The 19,640-nt window shown below is 73.3% G+C and carries 15 protein-coding genes; 14 read left to right on the forward strand and 1 reads right to left on the reverse strand.

Annotated features, from left to right (window positions below; translation table 11 throughout):
- Nucleotides 1-179 precede the first annotated feature (179 nt).
- The 14 genes from PYS65_RS05790 to PYS65_RS05855 all read left to right on the forward strand — a co-directional run bounded on the left by PYS65_RS05790 (nucleotide 180) and on the right by PYS65_RS05855 (nucleotide 18,520).
- On the forward strand, nucleotides 180-482 hold the full coding sequence (locus tag PYS65_RS05790; RefSeq protein WP_279332699.1) for a chorismate mutase family protein: 303 nt from the start codon (nucleotides 180-182) through the stop codon (nucleotides 480-482).
- On the forward strand, nucleotides 479-2,614 hold the full coding sequence (gene pabB, locus PYS65_RS05795; protein WP_279332700.1) for an aminodeoxychorismate synthase component I: 2,136 nt from the start codon (nucleotides 479-481) through the stop codon (nucleotides 2,612-2,614). The genes PYS65_RS05790 and pabB overlap by 4 nt, the downstream gene beginning before the upstream one ends.
- Nucleotides 2,611-3,486, forward strand: coding sequence for a prephenate dehydrogenase/arogenate dehydrogenase family protein (locus PYS65_RS05800; RefSeq protein ID WP_279332701.1), 876 nt, complete (start codon nucleotides 2,611-2,613; stop codon nucleotides 3,484-3,486). The genes pabB and PYS65_RS05800 overlap by 4 nt, the downstream gene beginning before the upstream one ends.
- Before the next feature lie 42 nt (nucleotides 3,487-3,528).
- A complete protein-coding gene (locus PYS65_RS05805; RefSeq protein WP_279332702.1) occupies nucleotides 3,529-5,202 on the forward strand; it encodes a class I adenylate-forming enzyme family protein in 1,674 nt (557 codons plus the stop codon).
- Nucleotides 5,199-5,840 carry a mycothiol-dependent nitroreductase Rv2466c family protein gene (locus tag PYS65_RS05810; protein ID WP_279332703.1) on the forward strand — a complete coding sequence of 214 codons (642 nt, stop codon included), beginning with the start codon at nucleotides 5,199-5,201 and terminating at the stop codon, nucleotides 5,838-5,840. The genes PYS65_RS05805 and PYS65_RS05810 overlap by 4 nt, the downstream gene beginning before the upstream one ends.
- Before the next feature lie 118 nt (nucleotides 5,841-5,958).
- A complete protein-coding gene (locus tag PYS65_RS05815; RefSeq protein WP_279332704.1) occupies nucleotides 5,959-8,562 on the forward strand; it encodes an ATP-grasp domain-containing protein in 2,604 nt (867 codons plus the stop codon).
- Nucleotides 8,559-9,830, forward strand: coding sequence for an MFS transporter (locus PYS65_RS05820; protein ID WP_279332705.1), 1,272 nt, complete (start codon nucleotides 8,559-8,561; stop codon nucleotides 9,828-9,830). The genes PYS65_RS05815 and PYS65_RS05820 overlap by 4 nt, the downstream gene beginning before the upstream one ends.
- Nucleotides 9,827-11,083: an ATP-grasp domain-containing protein gene (locus PYS65_RS05825; protein ID WP_279332706.1), complete on the forward strand. Its 1,257-nt coding sequence runs from the start codon at nucleotides 9,827-9,829 to the stop codon at nucleotides 11,081-11,083. Before PYS65_RS05820 ends, PYS65_RS05825 begins: the two co-directional genes overlap by 4 nt.
- Before the next feature lie 18 nt (nucleotides 11,084-11,101).
- On the forward strand, nucleotides 11,102-12,079 hold the full coding sequence (locus PYS65_RS05830) for a PLP-dependent cysteine synthase family protein (RefSeq protein ID WP_279332707.1): 978 nt from the start codon (nucleotides 11,102-11,104) through the stop codon (nucleotides 12,077-12,079).
- Entirely contained in the window at nucleotides 12,076-13,344 is a 1,269-nt protein-coding gene (locus PYS65_RS05835) for an MFS transporter (RefSeq protein WP_279332709.1), read from the forward strand. The genes PYS65_RS05830 and PYS65_RS05835 overlap by 4 nt, the downstream gene beginning before the upstream one ends.
- Complete coding sequence (epsC, locus tag PYS65_RS05840) at nucleotides 13,341-13,967, forward strand: serine O-acetyltransferase EpsC (RefSeq protein ID WP_279332710.1); 627 nt, start codon at nucleotides 13,341-13,343, stop codon at nucleotides 13,965-13,967. Before PYS65_RS05835 ends, epsC begins: the two co-directional genes overlap by 4 nt.
- Complete coding sequence (locus PYS65_RS05845) at nucleotides 13,964-16,459, forward strand: ATP-grasp domain-containing protein (protein ID WP_279332711.1); 2,496 nt, start codon at nucleotides 13,964-13,966, stop codon at nucleotides 16,457-16,459. The genes epsC and PYS65_RS05845 overlap by 4 nt, the downstream gene beginning before the upstream one ends.
- Entirely contained in the window at nucleotides 16,456-17,250 is a 795-nt protein-coding gene (locus PYS65_RS05850) for an ATP-grasp domain-containing protein (protein WP_279332712.1), read from the forward strand. The genes PYS65_RS05845 and PYS65_RS05850 overlap by 4 nt, the downstream gene beginning before the upstream one ends.
- Nucleotide 17,251: 1 nt before the next feature.
- Nucleotides 17,252-18,520: an ATP-grasp domain-containing protein gene (locus PYS65_RS05855; protein WP_279332713.1), complete on the forward strand. Its 1,269-nt coding sequence runs from the start codon at nucleotides 17,252-17,254 to the stop codon at nucleotides 18,518-18,520.
- A gap of 72 nt (nucleotides 18,521-18,592) precedes the next feature.
- On the opposite strand, the gene PYS65_RS05860 is transcribed toward PYS65_RS05855, so the two are convergent.
- Entirely contained in the window at nucleotides 18,593-19,639 is a 1,047-nt protein-coding gene (locus tag PYS65_RS05860) for a histidinol-phosphate transaminase (RefSeq protein WP_279332714.1), read from the reverse strand.
- Nucleotide 19,640: the final 1 nt, after the last annotated feature.

Here is a 19,640-nt window from a genome sequence, read left to right on the forward strand (position 1 = left end):
ACCCGGCCGGGTCGGCGCCCGGTCTCCGGACGCGAGTAGAGCTGCCGGTATGTCATGGTTCGCGCCGGTACACACCCCTGCATTCTGTGCAGTGCGGGGACCCGACCCATCGAACGTATGGCGGGGCGCCCCACGCTTTGGGCAGAGTTCGGGCGTGGAATGGACGGGAGGGGCTATCCATGCACACACACCAGGAATCCACAGTCACCCTGGAAGAGCTGCGGTCCGATCTCGACGAGATCGACGCCCGTTTCCTCGAGGTGATACGCGAGCGCATCCAGAAGTGCGTCGACATCGGGCACTTCAAACGAGAGCACGACGTTCCGATGATGCAGCCGCACCGAATCGGCGTGGTGCAGGAACGCGCGGCACGGTTCGGTGAACTGCACGGCGTCGACCCGGAATTCCTCCGCAGGCTCTACGACCTGGTCATCGAGGAGACCTGCCGGGTGGAGAACCAGGTGATCGGGGACTCCGTATGAGAACTCTGCTCATCGACAACTACGACTCGTTCACCTACAACCTCTACCAGCTCCTCGGCGAGGTGAACGGCCGCCCGCCGGTCGTCGTCCGCAACGACACCGACTGGGAAAGCCTGGGGCTCGACGAGTACGACGCGATCGTCGTCTCCCCCGGCCCCGGCCGGCCCGACCGGGAGCGCGACTTCGGCATCAGCGCCCGGGCGATCCTGGAGAGCGGGCTGCCGGTCCTGGGGGTGTGTCTCGGCCACCAGGGCATCACGCGTCTCTTCGGTGGCGAGGTGGGGCTCGCGCCGCAGCCCATGCACGGACGGGTCTCCGCCGTGCGGCACACCGGCGCCGACCTCTTCGAGGGCCTGCCCAGCCCCTTCGGCGTGGTCCGCTACCACTCCCTGGCCGCCGGCGACCTGCCCGACGTGCTGGAAGCCGTCGCCTGGACGGACGACGACGTGGTGATGGGCGTACGGCACCGCACCCTGCCGGTCTGGGGCGTGCAGTTCCACCCGGAGTCCATCAGCAGCGAGTACGGCCGCGAACTCCTTGCGAACTTCCGCGACCTGGCACTGGCCCACGGCCGCCGTGCCGTGCCCGGCACGGCCGGTACGTCCGACGCGTCCCGGGCCACCGCCCCGTACACGGTGCACGTGCGCACGGTCGGCACGCGTCCCGACACCGAGGCCGCCTACCGCGAGCTGTTCGCCGGCGGCAGCCACGGCTTCTGGCTCGACAGCAGCCGCGTCATCGAGGGCCTGTCCCGCTTCTCCTTCCTCGGGAACGGCGGAGGTCCCCTCGCCGAGTACGTCACGTACCGCTCCTCCGACGGCTTCGTCACGGTCGAGACGCCGGGGCGGCCCGACCGTGACGACGAGATCGTCGAACAGGGCTTCTTCGACTACCTGGACGCGCAGGTGCGGCTGCGCGCCGTCCCCACTCCGGACGGCCTGCCCTTCGACTTCAACCTCGGCTACCTCGGCTACCTCGGCTACGAACTCAAGGCCGAGACCGGTGCGGAGACCGCGTACAAGGCGGAAACCCCGGACGCCGCACTGCTGTTCGTCGACCGCATGCTCGCCGTCGATCACGTCGAGGGGGTCTGCCACCTGCTGGCCCTGTCCCAGGGCGGCGAGGACGCGGACGCCCGGCGCTGGCTGGACGACACGGAGAAGCGCCTGCGCCTGCTGCCCGCGCCCGCGACGGACGCCGGCCCCGTCCGGTTCTCCGGCACCGGCATGACCGACCCGGCGGCGGCCGGCACCGCCCGGCTGCGGCACGACCGCGAGGCCTACCTCGACCGGATCGCCCACAGCATGGAGGAGATACGCCAGGGCGAGACGTACGAGGTGTGCCTGACCAACACGGTCACCCTGCAGGCCTCCATCGACCCGCTCACCACCTACGCGCACCTGAGGCGCATCAGCCCGGTGCCCTACGGCGCGCTGCTCGACTATCCCGGGGTGGCGGTACTGAGCGCGTCGCCGGAGCGGTTCCTGACGGTCGGCACCGACCGGGTCGCCGAGTCGAAGCCGATCAAGGGCACCCGGCCGCGCGGCAGCACCCCGGAGGAGGACGAGGCGCTGCGGCGCGACCTCATGAGCCAGGAGAAGGACCGCGCCGAGAACCTGATGATCGTGGACCTGATCCGCAACGACCTCAACGTGGTCTCCGAGGTCGGTTCGGTGCACGTGCCGCGGCTGTTCCACGTCGAGACGTACGCGCCCGTGCACCAGCTGGTGTCCACGATCCGCGGCACGCTGCGGTCCGACGAGACGGCCGTCACCTGCGTGCGTGCCGCCTTCCCCGGCGGCTCCATGACCGGCGCGCCGAAGCGCCGCACGATGGAGATCATCGACCGGCTGGAGGAGGGCCCGCGCGGCGTCTACTCCGGCTCGCTGGGGTGGTTCTCGCTCAGCGGCGCGGCCGACCTCAGCATCGTCATCCGCACGCTGGTGGCCACGGCGGACCGGGTCAGCTTCGGTGTCGGCGGTGCCATCGTGGCCCTGTCCGACGCGGAGGAGGAGTTCGAGGAGACGGTGGTGAAGTCGCGGGCCATGGTCACCGCGGTCCTCGCCACCGCCCGGGACGCCGCCCGTGGTGAGCCCGTGGCGCCCGGGAGCGGTCACGGAGGCGCCTCGTGATCAGACGTGCCGTGGTGGTCGGCGGGGCCGGAGCGGTCGGCCGGCTCTTCACCGACCGGCTGCTCGCCTCCGGCGTCCAGGTGACGGTCGTCGACACCGCCGAGCCGGACGGGAGCACCGGGCGGGCCGCCCGTCTGCGGGGCGACGTCACCGCCGTCGACTTCCGCCTGGCCGCCGAACTCGGCCACGCCGACCTGGTGGTCCTCGCCGTGCCGGAACCGGTGGCGCTCAAGGCGATCCGCGGCCTCGCCGCGGAACTGCGGCCCGACGCCCTCCTCGTGGACACCCTGTCCGTCAAGGGCCCGGTGGCCCGGGCCGTCCGGGCCGAGGCCCCGGGGGTACAGGCAGTCGGCCTGAACCCGATGTTCGCCCCGTCCCTCGGCTTCGAGGGCCGCCCGGTGGCCGCCGTCGTGGTCCACGCCGGTACCCGCACGGAGGAACTGCTCGCCCTCGTGGAGACCTGGGGCGCCACCGTCGTCCGGCTCGACGAACAGCGGCACGACCGGCTGGCCGCCGCCTCGCAGACCCTCGTGCACGCCGCGGTGCTCTCCTTCGGCCTCGCCCTCACCCGGCTGGACGTCCCCGCCGAGGACCTGCGGGCCGCCGCGCCGCCACCCGCGAACGCCCTGCTCGCGCTGCTCGCCCGGATCGCCTCCGGCACACCCGAGGTGTACTGGGACGTCCAGCACGGCAACCCCGAGGCGGCCCCGGCCCGCAAGGCCCTGGCCGACGCCGTCCGCCGGCTGGCGGAGACCGTCGAGCACGGCACGCAGGCCGACTTCACCGATCTCCTCACCGAACTCCGCACCCACCTCGGCACCGACCTCGCCCACCACCGGGACACCTGCGCCGCGCTGTTCGCGCGGATCTGAGCCGGGTCACGTCCTCACCCGACACTTCCTGGAAGGCATTCCATGAGCACCTTCGCTCCGACCGTCCTGACTCCCGAGCAGCGCACGGCCGTCGCCGCCGATCCCGGCATCGGAGGCGGCAACCTGCTGCGGTCGGCACTCGCCGTGAACCCGGCGCCCGGCGTGCCGTTCATCCACTCCACCCGCCCCATCGCCACCCCGGACGGCGAATCCCGGCAGGCTTTCAGCCTCGCCGAGTTCGACGCGCTCGCGCAGAGCTGGTCGGCCTGGTACCTGGAGCGCGGGGTACGGCCCCGGGACCGTGTGACGGTCTGGTTCGAGGACTCCGTCAGCTACTCGCTGCACTTCCACGCCCTCGCCCAGATCGGCGCGGTCGCCCTGCTCATCAACTCCAACGCGTCGCGGACCATCGCCACCTCCCTGATCGAGCAGACCACGCCCGTCGGCCTGTACGCCGACCGCGCCCGCCTGGAACTGCTCGGCGACACCTCGGCCCTCGGCCTCCGGTGGATACAGGCGGCCGAGGAGCTCCCGGCCCCGCCGGCCGCGACGCTCACCGGGGACCAGTACTGGAACCACCACGACGACGACCCGGTCACGATCCTGCACTCGTCCGGCACCACGGGACGTCCCAAGCCGACCATCCACACGCACAAGTCGATCGTGTCGGGCCCCAAGTTCCGCCTCGTCGACCACACCGAGCAGCCGGGCGCCCTGATGATGACCGCCCTGCCGCAGTCCCACCTCGGCTGCATCGCCTACACGCTGTACGCGGTCCTCGGTGGCACCCCGATCGTGGCGCCCTGCGACCTCGACGGCGCCGAACTCGCCGCCAACGTCGAGAAGTACCGGCCCACCGCGGTCATGTCGTTCTCCCACGGCTACGCCGAGTTGGCCCGTGCCGAGGTGGAGCCGGGCTCGCTCGACTCGGTCGATGTGTGGGTGTCCATCGGTGACGCCGTCCACCAGTCCCACATCACCAAGGTGCTGTCGCTGCGCGGCCCGGACCGGGAACCCGCGGCGTTCTTCGACCGGCTCGGCACCACCGAGCTCGGCTGGGGTGTGCTGCTGAAGGTCCGCACCCTCGAGTCCGAGCGCAACGACCGCTGCGCCGGCAAGCCGGTCGGCGTCGCCGAGGTCACCGTCCTGCGCGGCGACGGCAGCCACGCCGCCGACGACGAGGTCGGCCACCTGGCCGCCAAGGGGCCTGCCGTCACGCCCGGTTACTGGTCGGACTCCGGCACCACCTACCAGCACAAGCTGGCCGGATACTGGCTGCCCGGCGACATGGCCTACCGCGACTCCCAGGGCGACTTCTTCCTGGTGGACCGCGCCGTCGACGCCATCCACACCAAGGGCGGCACCGGCTACTCGGTGTTCATGGAGGAAGTCGTCCTCAACGACGTGTCCGGCCTGGGGGACGTCGCGGTGATCGCCGGGCGGAAGGACGGCGAGGTCGTCCCCGTCGCCGTCGTCACCACGGACGCGGCCCCGGAGCCGGAGAAGCTGCTGGCCCTCGCCAACGAGTCCCTCGAGGCCGCCGGTCACCCGCGGTTGGGCTTCCTGGAGATCGTGTACGACAAGGCAGACTTCCCGGTCGGTGTCACCGGTAAGGTTCTCAAGCGTCAACTGCGCGAAAAGTACGCCGATTTGGCAACTTACGTGAAGGACGCCGAGGGCAAGTCGTTCGCCACCACCCCGGAGGTCTCCGCGTGAAGAACCCCAGCACCGCGCCCGCAGCCGGCGACCCGTCCCGCGCCGAGGTCGACTTCTACTTCGACCCGGCCTGCCCGTTCGCCTGGATCACCTCCCGCTGGATCCTCGAGGTGGCCGCGCTCCGCGACATCGCGCTGCGGTTCCGTGTGATGAGCCTGTACGTCCTCAACGAGGGCCGGGAACTGCCCGACTGGTACCGCACCCTCGTGGACGACTCGCTCGCGCTCACCCGGATCTGCACGGCGGTCGCCGAACAGCACGGCGAGGAGGCGCTGCCCGGCCTGTACACGGCCCTCGGCACGCGCATCCACAACGGCGGCAACAAGGACTATCTCGCCGTCGCGGCCGAGGCGTTGGAGGAGACCGGTCTGCCCGTGTCGCTCCTCGAGGCCGCGCACAGCGACGCGTACGACAAGTCGCTGCGCAAGAGCCACCACGAGGGCATGGACCCGGTCGGTGAGGACGTGGGCACGCCCACCCTCCACATCGACGGCGTCGCCTTCTTCGGTCCGGTCCTGAACTCGATCCCGCGCGGGGAGGAGGCCGCGCGCATCTTCGACGGGGCGCGTGCCCTCGCGAACTACCCCGACTTCTTCGAGCTGAAGCGAACCCGCACCGGCAAGCTCCGGTTCGACTGAGCGCCCGCCGTCCGGGCCGCTCCCACCGGACGGGAGCGGCCCGGCGCACACCACAGCCCCGCACCCCGCACCTGCCCGGACCCGATGCCCGTACGACCGACCGAGGAAAGCCGGACCCATGGACACGTTGCAGCCCGCCGGAGCGCGCCCGGACGCCTTTGTGCTCACCGGATCCTTCCTGGTCGTGTGCCGGGCGCCCCTCTACCTCTCGGAGCTCGCCCGCCGCGGCCTGAAGGTCCTCCTCGTCACCCCGTCCGTCTGGCGCGAGGAGGCCCTGCGGGCCAGGCAGGACCCCGGCCACCCCGCCTCCGCCATCGACGACCTCGCGTTCGTCGACGGCGACGTGACCCTCGAGAACTCCTATCTGCCCGGCGTCGTCTCCGCGGTCCGCCGCTGGCGCGACGCCTACACCGTCGTGGGCGCCTACGCCGTGGGCGAGACGCAGGTCGAGCCGACCGGTGTCGTCACCGACGCGCTCGGCCTGCCCACCCCGGGGCTGCGCGCCACCCGTGCCTGCCGCAGCAAGTACCTCCAGCGCTGGTACCTGCCGGAGTTCAGCCCCCGCAGCCTCACCGTCCCGGGCGGCGAACGCGACACCGCCGACCTCTCCGCCGTCCGCTACCCGGCCGTGGTCAAGCCCGCCGGCCGCCACTCCAGCTCCGGGGTGGAGACCGTCGGGACCGCCGGGGAGCTGCGGCAGCGGCTCGGCGCCTACCCGGCGCACGAGACGGTGCTCGTCGAGGAGAAGGTCATCGGCCAGGAGTACTCCGTCGAGTCACTGGTGCAGCACGGCCGGATCCTGTTCGCGTCCGCCACCCGCAAGGACACCACCGACAGCCACGCCCGGACCTTCGTCGAGCTGTCCCACACCGTGCCCAGCGACCGTCCGGAGCACGACCGCGCCCTCCTCGACGCCAACGCCCGCATGCTGGAACAGCTCGGCTTCCGCGACGGCATCGCGCACGCCGAGTGGCGTGTCGACGCCACCGACCGTCCCGTGCTCATGGAGGTCGCCGCCCGCACGCCCGGCGACGGTCTGTGCGTGCTGTACGAACTCGCCACCGGTGCCCCGCTCGAGCCCGAGATCATGCGCATCGCCCTGGGCGAGCCCGCCTCGTACCCGGCGCCCGCCCGGGTCGCCCGCCAGGTCTACCTGGAGCACGGGGCGGGCGTGCTGCGGGACGTCACCGTCGACGGCTTCGACGTCACGCCCGCCTGGGTCGGCGAGGGCGGTCTGTGGCCGCGTATCGCACCGGGCGCACCCCAGGACGCGCCGGCGCTGCGTGCCGTCCTCGTCCACCGGGACCGCGGCACGGTCCTCGGCGAACTGCGCAGCTCGGAGGACCGTGCCCTGTCCTTCTTCATCGACGCGCCCACCGTCGCCGAGCTCGACGCGCTCGAGGCGCGGGTGCGCGGGGCCGTCACCCTCCACCTCACGCCCGTCCCGCCGCCGGTGCCCGACACCGTCACCCACGTCCTGGTCGGCTACAGCCCCGTCATGCTCGGCAAGCTGGACGGCCGGCTGCCCGCGGGGTCGGTGCTGGTGCTGGAGGAGCCGGCGGTCATCGCGGCCCGGGGCATCGCCGGGCTCGCCGACGAGCACCCGAGCGTGGCGGCGCTGCTGCCGGCCCCCTCGCAGGACGAGCGGAACCCGGAGCGGATCGGCTCCACGGTGCCCCGGCCGCCCCGCGTCCGCGCCGTGGTGCCGGTCGTCGAGTACGGCGTGGTCGTCGCCGCCGCCCTCGCCGAGGAGTGGGGCCTGCCCGGTGCCGGCCCCAAGGCCGCCCGTGTGCTGCGTGACAAGGGCCTGCTGCGGGAGGCCCTGGCGGGCAGCGGCGTCGACCAGCCCGCCTGGGCCCTCGTCGCGGGGCCGGAGGAGGTCGCCGCGTTCCGGGACGCGCACGGCGGCGAGGCCGTCCTCAAGCCCGCCGGCCGGCAGGCCAGCCTCGGGGTGCAGCTCCTCGGTCCCGGCGACGACGTGACCGCGGCCTGGCGGCACACCACCACGGCCGACGAGCCCACGCTGCGCGCCCAGTACCCGGGCACCGCCCGCTATCTGGTCGAACAGCGCCTGTACGGGCCCGAGGTGAGCGTGGAGGCCGTCGTGCACGACGGCGTCGTCGGCTTCACCAACATCACCGCGAAGAGCGTGCTGGACTCCCGGTACCCGGTGGAGACCGGCCATGCGGTGCCGGCCCCGCTGGACGCGGCCACCGCCGACGCCCTGCGCGACGCGCTCACCGGGCTGGCCGCCGCCGTCGGTTTCGGCTCCGGTGTCCTGCACTCCGAGTGGATCCTCGTCGGCGACGACCGCCGCCCGCACCTGGTGGAGTGCGCCGGCCGGCTTCCCGGCGGGGGCATCACGGTCCTGATCGACCTCGCCCACGACACCGACATCCTCCGCGATCTGCTGTGCGTCCTGGAGGGGCGCGGACCGGTCGGCCCGCTGCCGGTGCGGCGCGGTGCCGCCGTGCGGTTCCTGACGGCCGAGCCGGGCCGGGTCGAGTCGGTCACCGGCGCCGAGGAGGCGCGGGCCGCGGAGGGGGTGCACGAGCTGCACCTGACCGTCGCCCCCGGGGCCGTCGTCCGTGCCACCACCAGCTCGTGGGAGCGGGCCGGTTTCGCCGTCGCGACCGGCCCGGACGTGTCCGCGGCCGTCCGCCGGGCCGAGCACGCGGTGTCCCTCGTCTCCGTCCGCACCGACCCTCAGGGGCAGCAGTGAGATCCATCAGCTGGCGGGATTACGTCCCGGCGACGCCGGCCGGCCGCACCTTCGCGGTCATCTCCCTGGTCAACGCCATCGGCACGGGCCTCTATCTGGCCGCGTCCGCGGTGTTCTTCGTCCGCTCGGTGGGCCTGACCCCGGCCCAGGTGGGCTTCGCGCTCGCGGTGGCGGGGGTCGCCGGATTCCTCACGACCGTGCCGATCGGTGCGGCCGGTGACCGGTTCGGTGCCCAGCGCACCCTGATCGCGCTGCAGGTGTGGCGGGCGGGCGGCTTCGTCGCCCTGTGCTTCGCCGAGGGCCTGGCCCTGTTCACCGTCGTGTCGTGCTGCCTGGCCGCCGCCGAGGCGGCCACCCAGCCGATGACGCAGGCCGTGGCGTCCGCGACCGTGGCCGGCAGCGACCGCACCCGCACCATGGCCATCATCCGCACCGTGCGCAATGCCGGGTTCTCGCTGGGAGCGTTGCTGGCCACCCCGCTCATCGCCGCCGACAGCGTGTGGACGTACCGGGGCATCGTCCTCGGCACGGCCGCCGCGTTCGTCGTCTCGGCCCTCATGCTGACCCGGCTGCGCATCGCCGGTGCCGACACGCCGCAGCGGAAGGTGAGCGCGTTCACGGCCGTACGGCAGTTCCGCAACTGGCGGTACGGGCTGCTGACGGTCCTCAACGGCGTGCTCAACCTGCACGTCACGATCCTGTCCGTGGGCATCCCGCTGTGGGTGCTGGAGGCCACCGAGGTGCCGGCCGCCCTGCTGCCCGGCCTGGTGCTGGTCAACACGTTGCTGTCGATCGCGCTCCAGGTGCCCGTCGCCAAGGCCGCCGAACGCGAGGGCGGAGCCGTCCGCGCCCTGCGCCTCGGCGGTGTCGCCATGGTGCTGTGCTGCGTGGCCCTCGCGGTCGCCGCCGGACCGGACTCCGCCTGGGCCGCGGCGGTGGCGCTCGTCGTGGCGTGCGTCCTGCTGACGTTCGGCGAGATGTGGCAGGCCACCGGCGGCTGGGAGCTCAGTTACGACCACGCGCCCGAGGACCGCAAGGGCGTCTACCTGTCCGTGTTCAGCCTCGGCAACACCGCACAGCGCATCGCCGGACCCGCCCTGATCACGTCCGTGGTGATGGCCGCCGGGCCGGCCGGGTGGATCGGACTGGCCGCCGTGTTCGCCGTGGCCGCCCTGTTCGTCACGCCCGTCACCCGCGCCCTGGCGAACGCCCCCGTGCCGCCCGCCCCCGCCCTGTCCGCCGAGACCGCCGAAGGGACCGCGCGATGACCGACGCGCACGACCCGCACCGCACGGCCGCGACGCCCGCACCGCACCGCACGGCCGGCGATCCGCCGGACCTGCTTCTCGTCGGTGTGGGCACCATGGGCCGCCCCTACCTGGACGCCGCCGCCCGCCTCGGCGTGCGGGTCCGGGCCGTGGAGTCGGCGGCGGCGTGGGACAGCCGCCCCACGCACCTCGCCGCCTCCTTCCACCGCGTGGAGGGCCACGGCGACGAGGCGTGGGTGGGCGCCGTGGCGCGGGCGGCCGCGGAGCGCGCCCCCGACGGCCTGATCGCGTTCGCCGAACCGCACGTCCTCGCCGGGGCGCTCACGCAGGAGCGGCTCGGTCTGCCCGGACCGTCCCTGCACGCGGCCGTCATCTCCCGCAACAAGGCCCTGCAGCGCGCCACGTTCGCCGCGTACGGCGTGTCCCAGCCGGAGCACCTGCACGTGGCGGGCATCGCCGACGGCGCCGCGTGGATGCAAGGCCGGCTGCCCGTCGTCGTGAAGCCGCTGACCCTCGCGGGCAGCGAGGGCGTGGAGCTCGTCCGGGACGCCGCCGGTGTCGACGAGGCCGTGGCCCGCCGTGCCGGGGAAGGACCGGTGCTGGTCGAGGAGGCGGTGCAGGGCCCCGAGTACAGCTGGGAGGCGCTGGTCCGCGACGGCGAGGTGCTGTTCGAGAACGTCACCGCCAAGGACACGACCTCGCCGCCGTACTTCGTCGAGCTCGCCCACCGCTGCGGTCACGCGTTCGCGCCCGGCCCGAACGCGCGGGTGCGCGAGCTGACCCGGGGCGTGCTCACGGCGATCGGCATGCGCACCGGTCTCGTCCACCTGGAGTTCAAGGTGGGGGCCCGGGGCCCCGCGCTGATGGAGGTCGCCGTCCGCACGCCGGGCGACTACCTGCCCGACGCGATCGGCCTCACCTACGGCTTCGACGTGTACGAGGCCGTGGTGCGGCTCGCCCTCGGCCTGCCGCTGCCCGATCTGCCGAAAGCGCCCGTGCGCCACGCCGCCACCGTCTTCCCCACCGCCGCGCCCGGCACCATCCGCGAGATCCGCGGGGTCGCCGAGGTGGAGGCCCACCCCGCCGTCGTCCGCGTGCGGCTCCGCAAGACCGCCGGGGACACCGTGCGGCCCCTCACCTCTTCGTCGCAGCGCATGGGTCATGTGCTCGTCGACGCGGCCTCGCCCGCCGAACGGGAGGACGCCCTGGCGTTCGTACGCGAGAACCTGCGCGTCCTCGTCGAGCCGAACTGAACCGGAGGAACCGGCCCCATGCACCAGACTCGCGAAGGCGGCGTCGCCACCTCGTTGGAAGACCTCGTCGGGAACACGCCGATGCTGCGGCTCCGTCTCGACGGACTGCCCCCCACCGCCGACGTCCTCGCCAAGCTCGAGGCGGCCAATCCGCTGTCCAGCGTCAAGGACCGCGCCGCCCTGTCGATGCTGCGCGCCGCCGTGGCGTCCGGCGAGCTCACCCCCGGCGCCACCGTCATCGAGTCGACGTCCGGCAACACCGGCATCGCGCTCGCGGCGCTGGCCGTCGCCCGCGGCTACCGCTGCCTCATCGTGCTGCCGGACAACGCTTCCCGGGAACGCGTCCTGACGCTGCGTATGCTCGGTGCGGCCGTCGAGTTCACGGACCACGCCCTCGGCTTCGCCGGCTGCGTCGAACGGGCCGAGAAACTCCACGCCGACCTGCCCGGTTCCTGGTACGCACGGCAGCACGAGAACCCCGCCAACGTCCTCGCCCACTACGAGTCCACCGGGCCGGAGATCTGGCGGGACACCGGGGGCCGCGTCGACTACCTGGTGTGCGGGGTGGGCACCGGCGGCACCCTCACCGGCACCGCCCGCCACCTGCGGGAGCGCAACCCGGACCTGACCGTCGTGGCGGTGGAGCCGGCCGGTTCGCCGCTGCTGTCCGGCGGTGAACCGGGCCCGCACCGCATCCCCGGTCTGAACGGCGGGTTCACCAGTCCCGTCACCGACGTCTCCCTCATCGACGAGATCGTGACCGTCACCGACGAGGACGCGGCCGCCGCGTCCCGCGCCGTCACCGCCGGCACCGGGCTGCTGGTCGGGGTGTCCGCCGGCGCGGCGGCCCACGCCTGCGCCGAACTGGTCCGCCGCCACGACCTGTCGGGCAGGACCGTGGTCACCGTCTTCCCCGACAGCGGTGAGCGCTACCTCAGCTGGTGGCCGGAGGAACCGGACGCCGCGGCGGGCCCCGCGCAGGAGGACGCGGCGTGAGATTCCGCGATCTGCATCCGAATCTGCGGCTGCGCATCGGCGTCGGCTTCGTCCAGCGGTGCTTCGACATCATGCTCGTGCCGCTGATGGTCATCCACTTCTCCGGCCTGTACGGCACCGCCACCGCCGGTGTGATGACCCTCGGCGCGGCCCTCGCCACGATCGCCTGCAACCTGATCGGCGGACACCTGTCCGACACCTGGGGCCGACGTCCGGTGCTGCTCGTCGGTGAACTCGGGGCGTTCCTGTCGTACGCGGGACTCGCCCTGGTCGCCTCACCGCTGGTCGGTGGCAACGGCATCGCCTTGTACGTGCTGTACCTGACCGCCGGCTGCCTCGCCGGGATCGCGCTGCCCGCGAGCGAGACGATGATCGTCGACGTCTCGACGCCCGAGTCACGCACGGCCGTGTACACCATCAACTACTGGTCGGTGAACCTGGCGTTCATGCTCGGCTCGCTCATCGGCGGCTTCCTGTACGGCGGTTACTTCTTCCAGCTGCTGCTGGCCGCCGCCGTCGGCACGGGCCTCATCCTCCTCGTCACGTACTTCCGCATCACCGAGACCGCGCCCGCGGGCACCGTGGAGAATCCGCGCGGGGTCCGCTCGGCCCTCAGCGGCTATGTGCAGGTGTGCAGCGACCGGGTGTTCCTGCGGCTCGCCTGCGCCGCCCTGCTCATCCGCTCCGTCGAGGTGCAGATCTCCTCGTCCATCGCCGTCCGCCTGGGCAACGACTTCGACCCGCAGCGGCTGTTCCACGTCGGCTCGTGGCAGGTCACGGTGGACGGCGTCAACATGCTGGGCATCATGCGGGCGGTCAACACCCTGCTGGTGGTGTGCTGCGCCCTCTGGGTCGGCAGACTTCTCGGCAGGATGGACGAACGCCGCCGGCTCACCTACGGCATCGTCGTCTTCACCGCCGGCTACGCGGTGTGGACGGTCAGCGGCGACGCCTGGACCCTGATCGCCGCCACCTTCGTCGTCACGGCCGGTGAGCTGATGAACGCCCCGGTCAAGCAGACCCTGCTCGCCAACCTGGTGCCGGAGGAGTCCCGCACCAAGTACATGGCCGCGTACGGGCTCCAGGTGCGGCTCGGGCTTCTCGTCGGTTCCCTGTGCGTCACGCTGAGCGCCGTCGCGAACGTGTGGACCATGGCCGGTGTGTTCACCCTGTTCGGCGTGGTCGCGATCGTGCTGTACCGGTCGCTGTTCCGGGTGCTGGACGCCCGTCGCGCGGACGCGGAGAAGACGGCGGCCGCCGCGTGACCGGCCCGAAGGGACGGCGGCCGCTGCACCGCAGGGCCGCCGAGACCCTGGACGTCGTCCTGGCGCGCGATCCGTCCGTACGCACGAGGGGCGAGGCGCTCCTGCACCCCACGGTCATCGCGCTGGCCTGCCACCGCGCAGGCCACCGCCTCCACCGGCGGTGCCACTACCGTTCGGCCCGGCTGGTCTCCACGGTGGCCAAGGTCCTCACCGGGGGCATCGAGATCCATCCCGGGGCCCGCATAGGCCGGCGGTTCTTCGTCGACCACGGCAGCGGGGTCGTGATCGGCGAGACGGCCGTGATCGGGGACGACGTCTCCCTCTTCCACCAGGTGACCCTCGGTTCCACCGGCTGGTGGCACGACGGCCCCGGGGAGCGGGACCGGACCGCGCGCCGTCACCCGCGCCTCGGCAACGGTGTCACCGTGGGCGCCGGCGCCACCCTGCTCGGTCCGATCACCGTCGGCGACAACGCCCTGATCGGGGCGATGTCCCTCGTGACCTCGGACGTGCCCGACAAGTCCCGCGTACGGGCCGTGCCCGCGTCGATTCCCTCTCCCGGCACCACGTCACCAGCACATGAGCCCCCCACGGGGCCCGCAGGAAAGAAGACGCACCGATGACCGCCGAGCACCGCATCCTCATGGTCATGCCGTACCGGCAACTCGTCGAGAAGGCCGTGGCCGCCGGGTTCCGGGTGTGGTCGATCTGGGACCCGGAACTGCAGTCCCGGGACTATCTCCGCGACGTGGCGGCCCACTCGGCCGAGCTGCTGCTCTGCGACTTCGACGACGAGGCCGGGCTGCGCCGGCTGGTCCGCGAGACGGCCCTCGCCCACGACGTGGCACACGTGCTGCACCTCGGCAGGGAGACGACCATGCTGCCGGTCGCGGAGGAGGCGCACGCGCTCGGGCTGGCACCCAACCCGCCCCAGGCCGTGCGCCGCCTCAACGACAAGGCGGCGCTGCGCGAACTGCTCGCCGGGCACGGCCTCTCCCCCGTTCGCTGCGTCGCCCTCGACAGCCCCGCACAAGCCGCCGCGGCGCTCGCGGAGTTCGGCTACCCGGCCGTGGTGAAGCCGGCCGGACTCGCCGGCAGCACCGGCGTCCGGCTGGTCCAGGACCGCGGGGAACTCGACCGGTGGGCCGCCCAGTTGGCCGCCCTCGGCCACGACGGGCCCGTCCTCGTCGAGGAGTACCTGCGCGGTCCCGAGTACAGCGTGGAGACGCTCAGCGCCGGGGGCCGCCACCAGGTCGTCGGCATCACCGCCAAACGCACCACGCCCGCACCGCTGTTCGTGGAGACCGGCCAGCTCTTCCCGGCACCGCTGCCCTCCGGCACGGCGGCCGCCGTGGAGAAGGAGGTCCTCGCCCTCCTCGACGCGGCCGGACACCGCTTCGGCCCCGCCCACACCGAGGTCATCCTCACCGACGACGGCCCCCGCATCGTCGAGTCCCAGGCCCGCCTGGGCGGCGACCGCATCCCCGCCCTGATCCGCATCGCCACCGGCTTCGACATCGAGGCCGCCCTCTTCGACCTCCTCGCCGGCCGCGCCGCCGCTCCCGGCCCCGCGGTCCGCAGCGGCGCCATCCGCTTCTTCCAGTTCGAACCCGGCACCGTGGAGAGCGTCGACGGGCTCGACGCCGTCCGCGCCCTGCCCTACGTGGAGGAGGTGTCCTTCCGGTTCGCGCCGGGCGACGAACTGCCCGCCACCGTCCACTCCGCGAGCCGGCACGGCTACGTCGTCCTGGAGGCCGACGACGCCGAGCAGGCCGACCGGCGCGCCGGTGAGGCCGCCGCGCTGCTGCGCGTGCGCACCCGCGCCCCGCTCGTCAACGCGGTCACCGCCGCACCGCGCGAGCCGATGGTGCCCGAACGCACCCTGCTGCTCCTCGGCCACGCCGCCGAACCGATCCGCCGGGCCAAGGCGCTGGGCCTGAACGTCATCCTCATCCAGCACAAGGACAAGTTCACCCCCGAGCAGGCGCGGCTCGCCGACGTGACGTTCGTCGCCGACTTCACCGACTGGAGCGTGGTGGAACCCCTCGCGCGTGCCGCCCACGAAGTCTGGGGTTTCACGGCCTCGTTGTCGCTCACCGAGCCGGGCCTGGAGATCGCCGGCCGGGTCAACGACCTGTTCGGGCTGGGCGGGACCGGGTACGAACCGGCGCGCCTGTTGCGCGACAAGCTGGCCATGCGGCGGCATCTGGCCGCCGGCGCGCCGCGGTTCGCGGTGGCGGCGGAACCGCTCGGCGACCGTGCCTCGCTCGACGCGTTCGGTGCCGCCCACGGCCACCCGTTCGTCGTGAAGCCCGTCGATCTCACCGCCGGCTTCGGTGTCCTGCTGGTCCGTGGGCCCGAGGACGCCGACACGGCGTGGGAACGGATCACCGCCGTGCGCGAGGAGGGCGTCGACCGCGGCACCACGCTGTACCGGGTCACGGACTTCCTCATGGAGGAGTACATCCCGGGCCCGGAGTTCAGCGTCGAGTCGTTCAGCTTCGACGGCCGCCACGTCGTCGTCGCCCTCACCGAGAAACTCGTCGACGAGACCCACTTCGCCGAACTGGGCCACGCCGTCCCCGCCCGGCTCACGGCCGACGACGAGCGGCAGCTCACCGAGGCCACCGCCGCGTTCCTGGACGCCGTCGGGATCCAGGACGGTCCCGCACACACCGAGCTGAGGCTCTCGCCGCGCGGTCCCCTGGTCATCGAGGGCCACAACCGCAACGGCGGGGGCCACATCCAGGAACTCGTCGCGGCCGCGTACGGCATCGACCTCGTGCACTACTCCCTGGCCTGGCCGTTCCGCCTCGTCGAGCCGCTCGCCGAACGCCCCCGCCCCACCGCCGCCGGCTGTGCCCGCGGCATCCTGGCGCGGCCCGGCCGGGTCGCCGCCGTCGAGGGCGTCGAGGAGTTGCGGCTGCACCCCGCGGTGCTCGCCGTCGACATCGCGGCCCGCCCCGGGTCCGTGGTCCGCGAGACCAGGGACAACTGGGACCGGCTCGGCATGGTCGCGGTCACCGCGCCGGACACCGACGAGGCCGTGCGGCTGTGCGAGGAACTCGTCGCGACCCGCCTGACGGTCCGCATGGAAGGGGACGCTGCCCGATGACCGCCGTCGTCCTTCACCGGAGCGGCACCGGCACGCTGCCGCCCTGTCCCGAGTGGCTCGCCGGCCTCGGCCGTGACCCGGTGCTCGTCACCGACGTCCCCGGCACCGGTGTCCCCGGCGCCCCGGCCGGTTACTCCGAGGTCCGGCACGTCGGCCGGTACGCGTCCGCCGACGCCGAGACCACCGTGCTCGACCTGGCCCGGCACCGCACCGTCACCGCCGTCCTGGCGCTGCACCCCGCCGACCAGGTCCGCGCCGGCGCGCTGCGCGACGCCCTCGGCCTGCCGGGCCAGACCCGTGACGAGGCCCTGGTCCTCGTCGACGCGGTGGCCGCTCACGCCCTCCTCGGCCGGGCCGGCGTACCGGTCACGGAGCGCGCGGACGTCCGCCGCATCCTCGACCTGTACCGGGCGGCGCACGTCTGGGGCTATCCGCTCGCGGTGCGCCGCCGCCGTACCCCCGGGCGGGAGGTCGTGGCCGTGCTCCGCGACGAGACGGGGCTGCGCGCGTTCGCCCGTGGCGGCCTCACCGACGGCCCCGTCGCCGCCGTGCCCGGCCTCGTGGTGGAGCCGTACGGCGCGCAAGAGCGGCACGAGGGCCCCGGCCTGCCGGTCACCGACGCGGTGCCGGCCGTTCTGCCCCCGGACCCGGGGCACCCCTACGTCGTGGAGGCGGTGCGCCGGCCCGGCGGGGCGTGGCGTGTCGACGGCGTCCGGTACCGGCCCGGTGACCCGCGGGCCCAGGTCCGCGCCCAGGCCGCCGCGGCCGCCCGCGCCGTGGAGGTGGCGTGACATGAGCGTGCTCGTCCTGCATCAGATCGGTTCCCTGCGCGGCTCCCCGTACCACGAGTGGCTCGACGGCCACGACGGCGACGTGCTGCTGCTGACCTGCGCGGAGAACCTGAGGCTGGTCGCGGAGGAACTGCCACCGCCCGGCTCCGGTTACGCCCATGCCGAGGCCCTCGACGGGTACGACGGCAGCGGACTGCTGGAGGAGCGCGCGCTCGACCTGGCCCGTGAGCGCGGGGTCCGGCACGTGGTGGCCTGCCACGAGCGGGACCTGGAACGGGCGGCCGTCCTGCGGGAGATCCTCTCCCTGCCCGGTCAGCGGATGGACACCGTCGAACCGTTCCGGGACAAGACGCTGATGAAGCGTATCGCCGCGGACGCGGGCCTGGCGGTGGCGCCCTGGCGGGAGGTGGAGTGCGCGGCCGACATCGCCGCCCATGCCGGGCGGCACGGCTTCCCGGTGGTGGTGAAGCCCCACGACAGCGCCGGCTCGATGGGGCTGAGCGTCCTGCACTCCGAGGGGGAGCTCAGGGCGTATCTCGCCGACGACGCCGCCCATGGACTGTACGGACCGGACCGGCCGGGCCTGCTCGTCGAGGCGTACGTGCCGGGCCGCATGTGCCATGTGGACGGCATGGTGGTGAACGGGCGGACCGTGTTCGCCTGGCCGTCGCAGTACCAGTACGCGCTGGCCACCTTCCGGACCGACACCGGCCCCCGCATGGATCTCACCCTCGACGTGGACGATCCGCTGGCGGGCAGGCTCCTGGAGTTCACCGGGCGGCTGCTGGCGGCCATGCCCCAGCCGGAGCAGTTCACCTTCCACGCCGAGGTGTTCCACACCCCCGACGACGAGCTGGTGCTGTGCGAGATCGCGTGCCGCACAGGCGGCGCCGCCATCCGCGACATCGTGCGGATCATGTACGGCGTCGATCCGACGGAGGCGTGGGTGCGCGCGCAGCTGGGACTGCCGCTGCCGGAGCACCTGGGCGACGGCCCGGGGCCGCCGCGCCGGATGGCCGGGCAGATGGTGCTGATGAAGCGTCCGGGGCGTGTGGTGTCGGTGCCGCGGGAGGAGCCGGGCTTTCCGTGGCTCGAGCGCTTCACCACGTTCGTGAAGCCCGGTCAGGTGATGGGCCCGGCGACCGCGTCCTCCGACTTCCTGGTGATGGCACTGGTGAGCGGCGGGACCCGCGCCGAGTGCGTGGAGCGGCTGCGGCGGGTCGAGGAGTGGTTTTCGGGCGAGCTGGTGCTCGAACCGGCCGACGGCTGAGGCCCGTGGCGGCGACGGCCGCCGTTCCGCGAGGGGCGGGCCCCGGGAACGGCGGCCGTCGTGTGCGTGGGGCTACCGCGCCGCGGTGCGGGCGAAGCTCGCGGCGACCCGCAGCACGATGTCGTTGGCCTCCGTCTCCCCGAGGGACACCCGGGCCCCTTCCCCGGGGAACGCGCGGACGGTGACGCCCTCGTCCGCGCAGGCGTCGGCGAACGCCGAGGTGCGCTCCCCGAGGGGCAGCCACAGGAAGTTGGCCTCCGAGGGCGGCACGTCGAGGCCGGTCGCGAGGAGGGCCTCGCGGGCCCGGTGCCGTTCCTTGACCAGCGCCTCGACCCGCTCCATGAGCTCGCGTTCGGCACCGAGGGAGGCGACGGCCGCGGCCTGGGCCATGGCACCGACGCCGAACGGGACGACGGCTCGGCGGATCGCCGCCGCGACCGGCTCGTGGGCGAGGGCGTAGCCGACGCGCAGGCCGGCGAGCCCGTAGGCCTTGGAGAAGGTGCGCAGCACCACCACCTGGGGACGGTCCCGGTACAGTTCGACGCCGTCGGGCACGTCCTCGTCCCGGACGAACTCCCGGTAGGCCTCGTCGAGGACGACGAGGACGTGCCCGGGTACGCGGTCGAGGAAGCGTTCCAGTTCGGTGCGGCGCACGGCCGTGCCGGTCGGGTTGTTGGGATTGCAGACGATGACGGCCCGGGTGTCGGCGGTGACCGCGTCGGCGAGCGCCTCCAGGTCGTGCCGGTGATCGGTCAGCGGCACCCGTACGGACCGTCCGCCGCACAGCCCGGTCAGGTGCGGGTAGGCCTCGAACGACGGCCAGGCATAGGCGACTTCACCACCCTGCCCGCCCTGCCCGCCCTGCCCGCCCTGCCGGCCTTCCACGCCGACGAGCAGCGAGTGCAGCAGGTGCAGGGTGACGCCCACCGATCCGGCGCCGACCGCGACATGGCCGGCGGGAACGGAGTGCCGCCTGGCGACGGCCTCGGTGAGCTCGGTGCAGAAGCGGTCCGGGTAACGGTTGATCCTGGCCGCCTCGGCGCCCAGCAGTTCCCGCACCGAGGGCAGCGGCGGGTAGGGGTTCTCGTTCGCGGAGAGTCCGTACGGAGCGGACGGCATG

This window comes from Streptomyces cathayae, from assembly GCF_029760955.1.
Classification (GTDB): Bacteria; Actinomycetota; Actinomycetes; order Streptomycetales; family Streptomycetaceae; genus Streptomyces; species Streptomyces cathayae.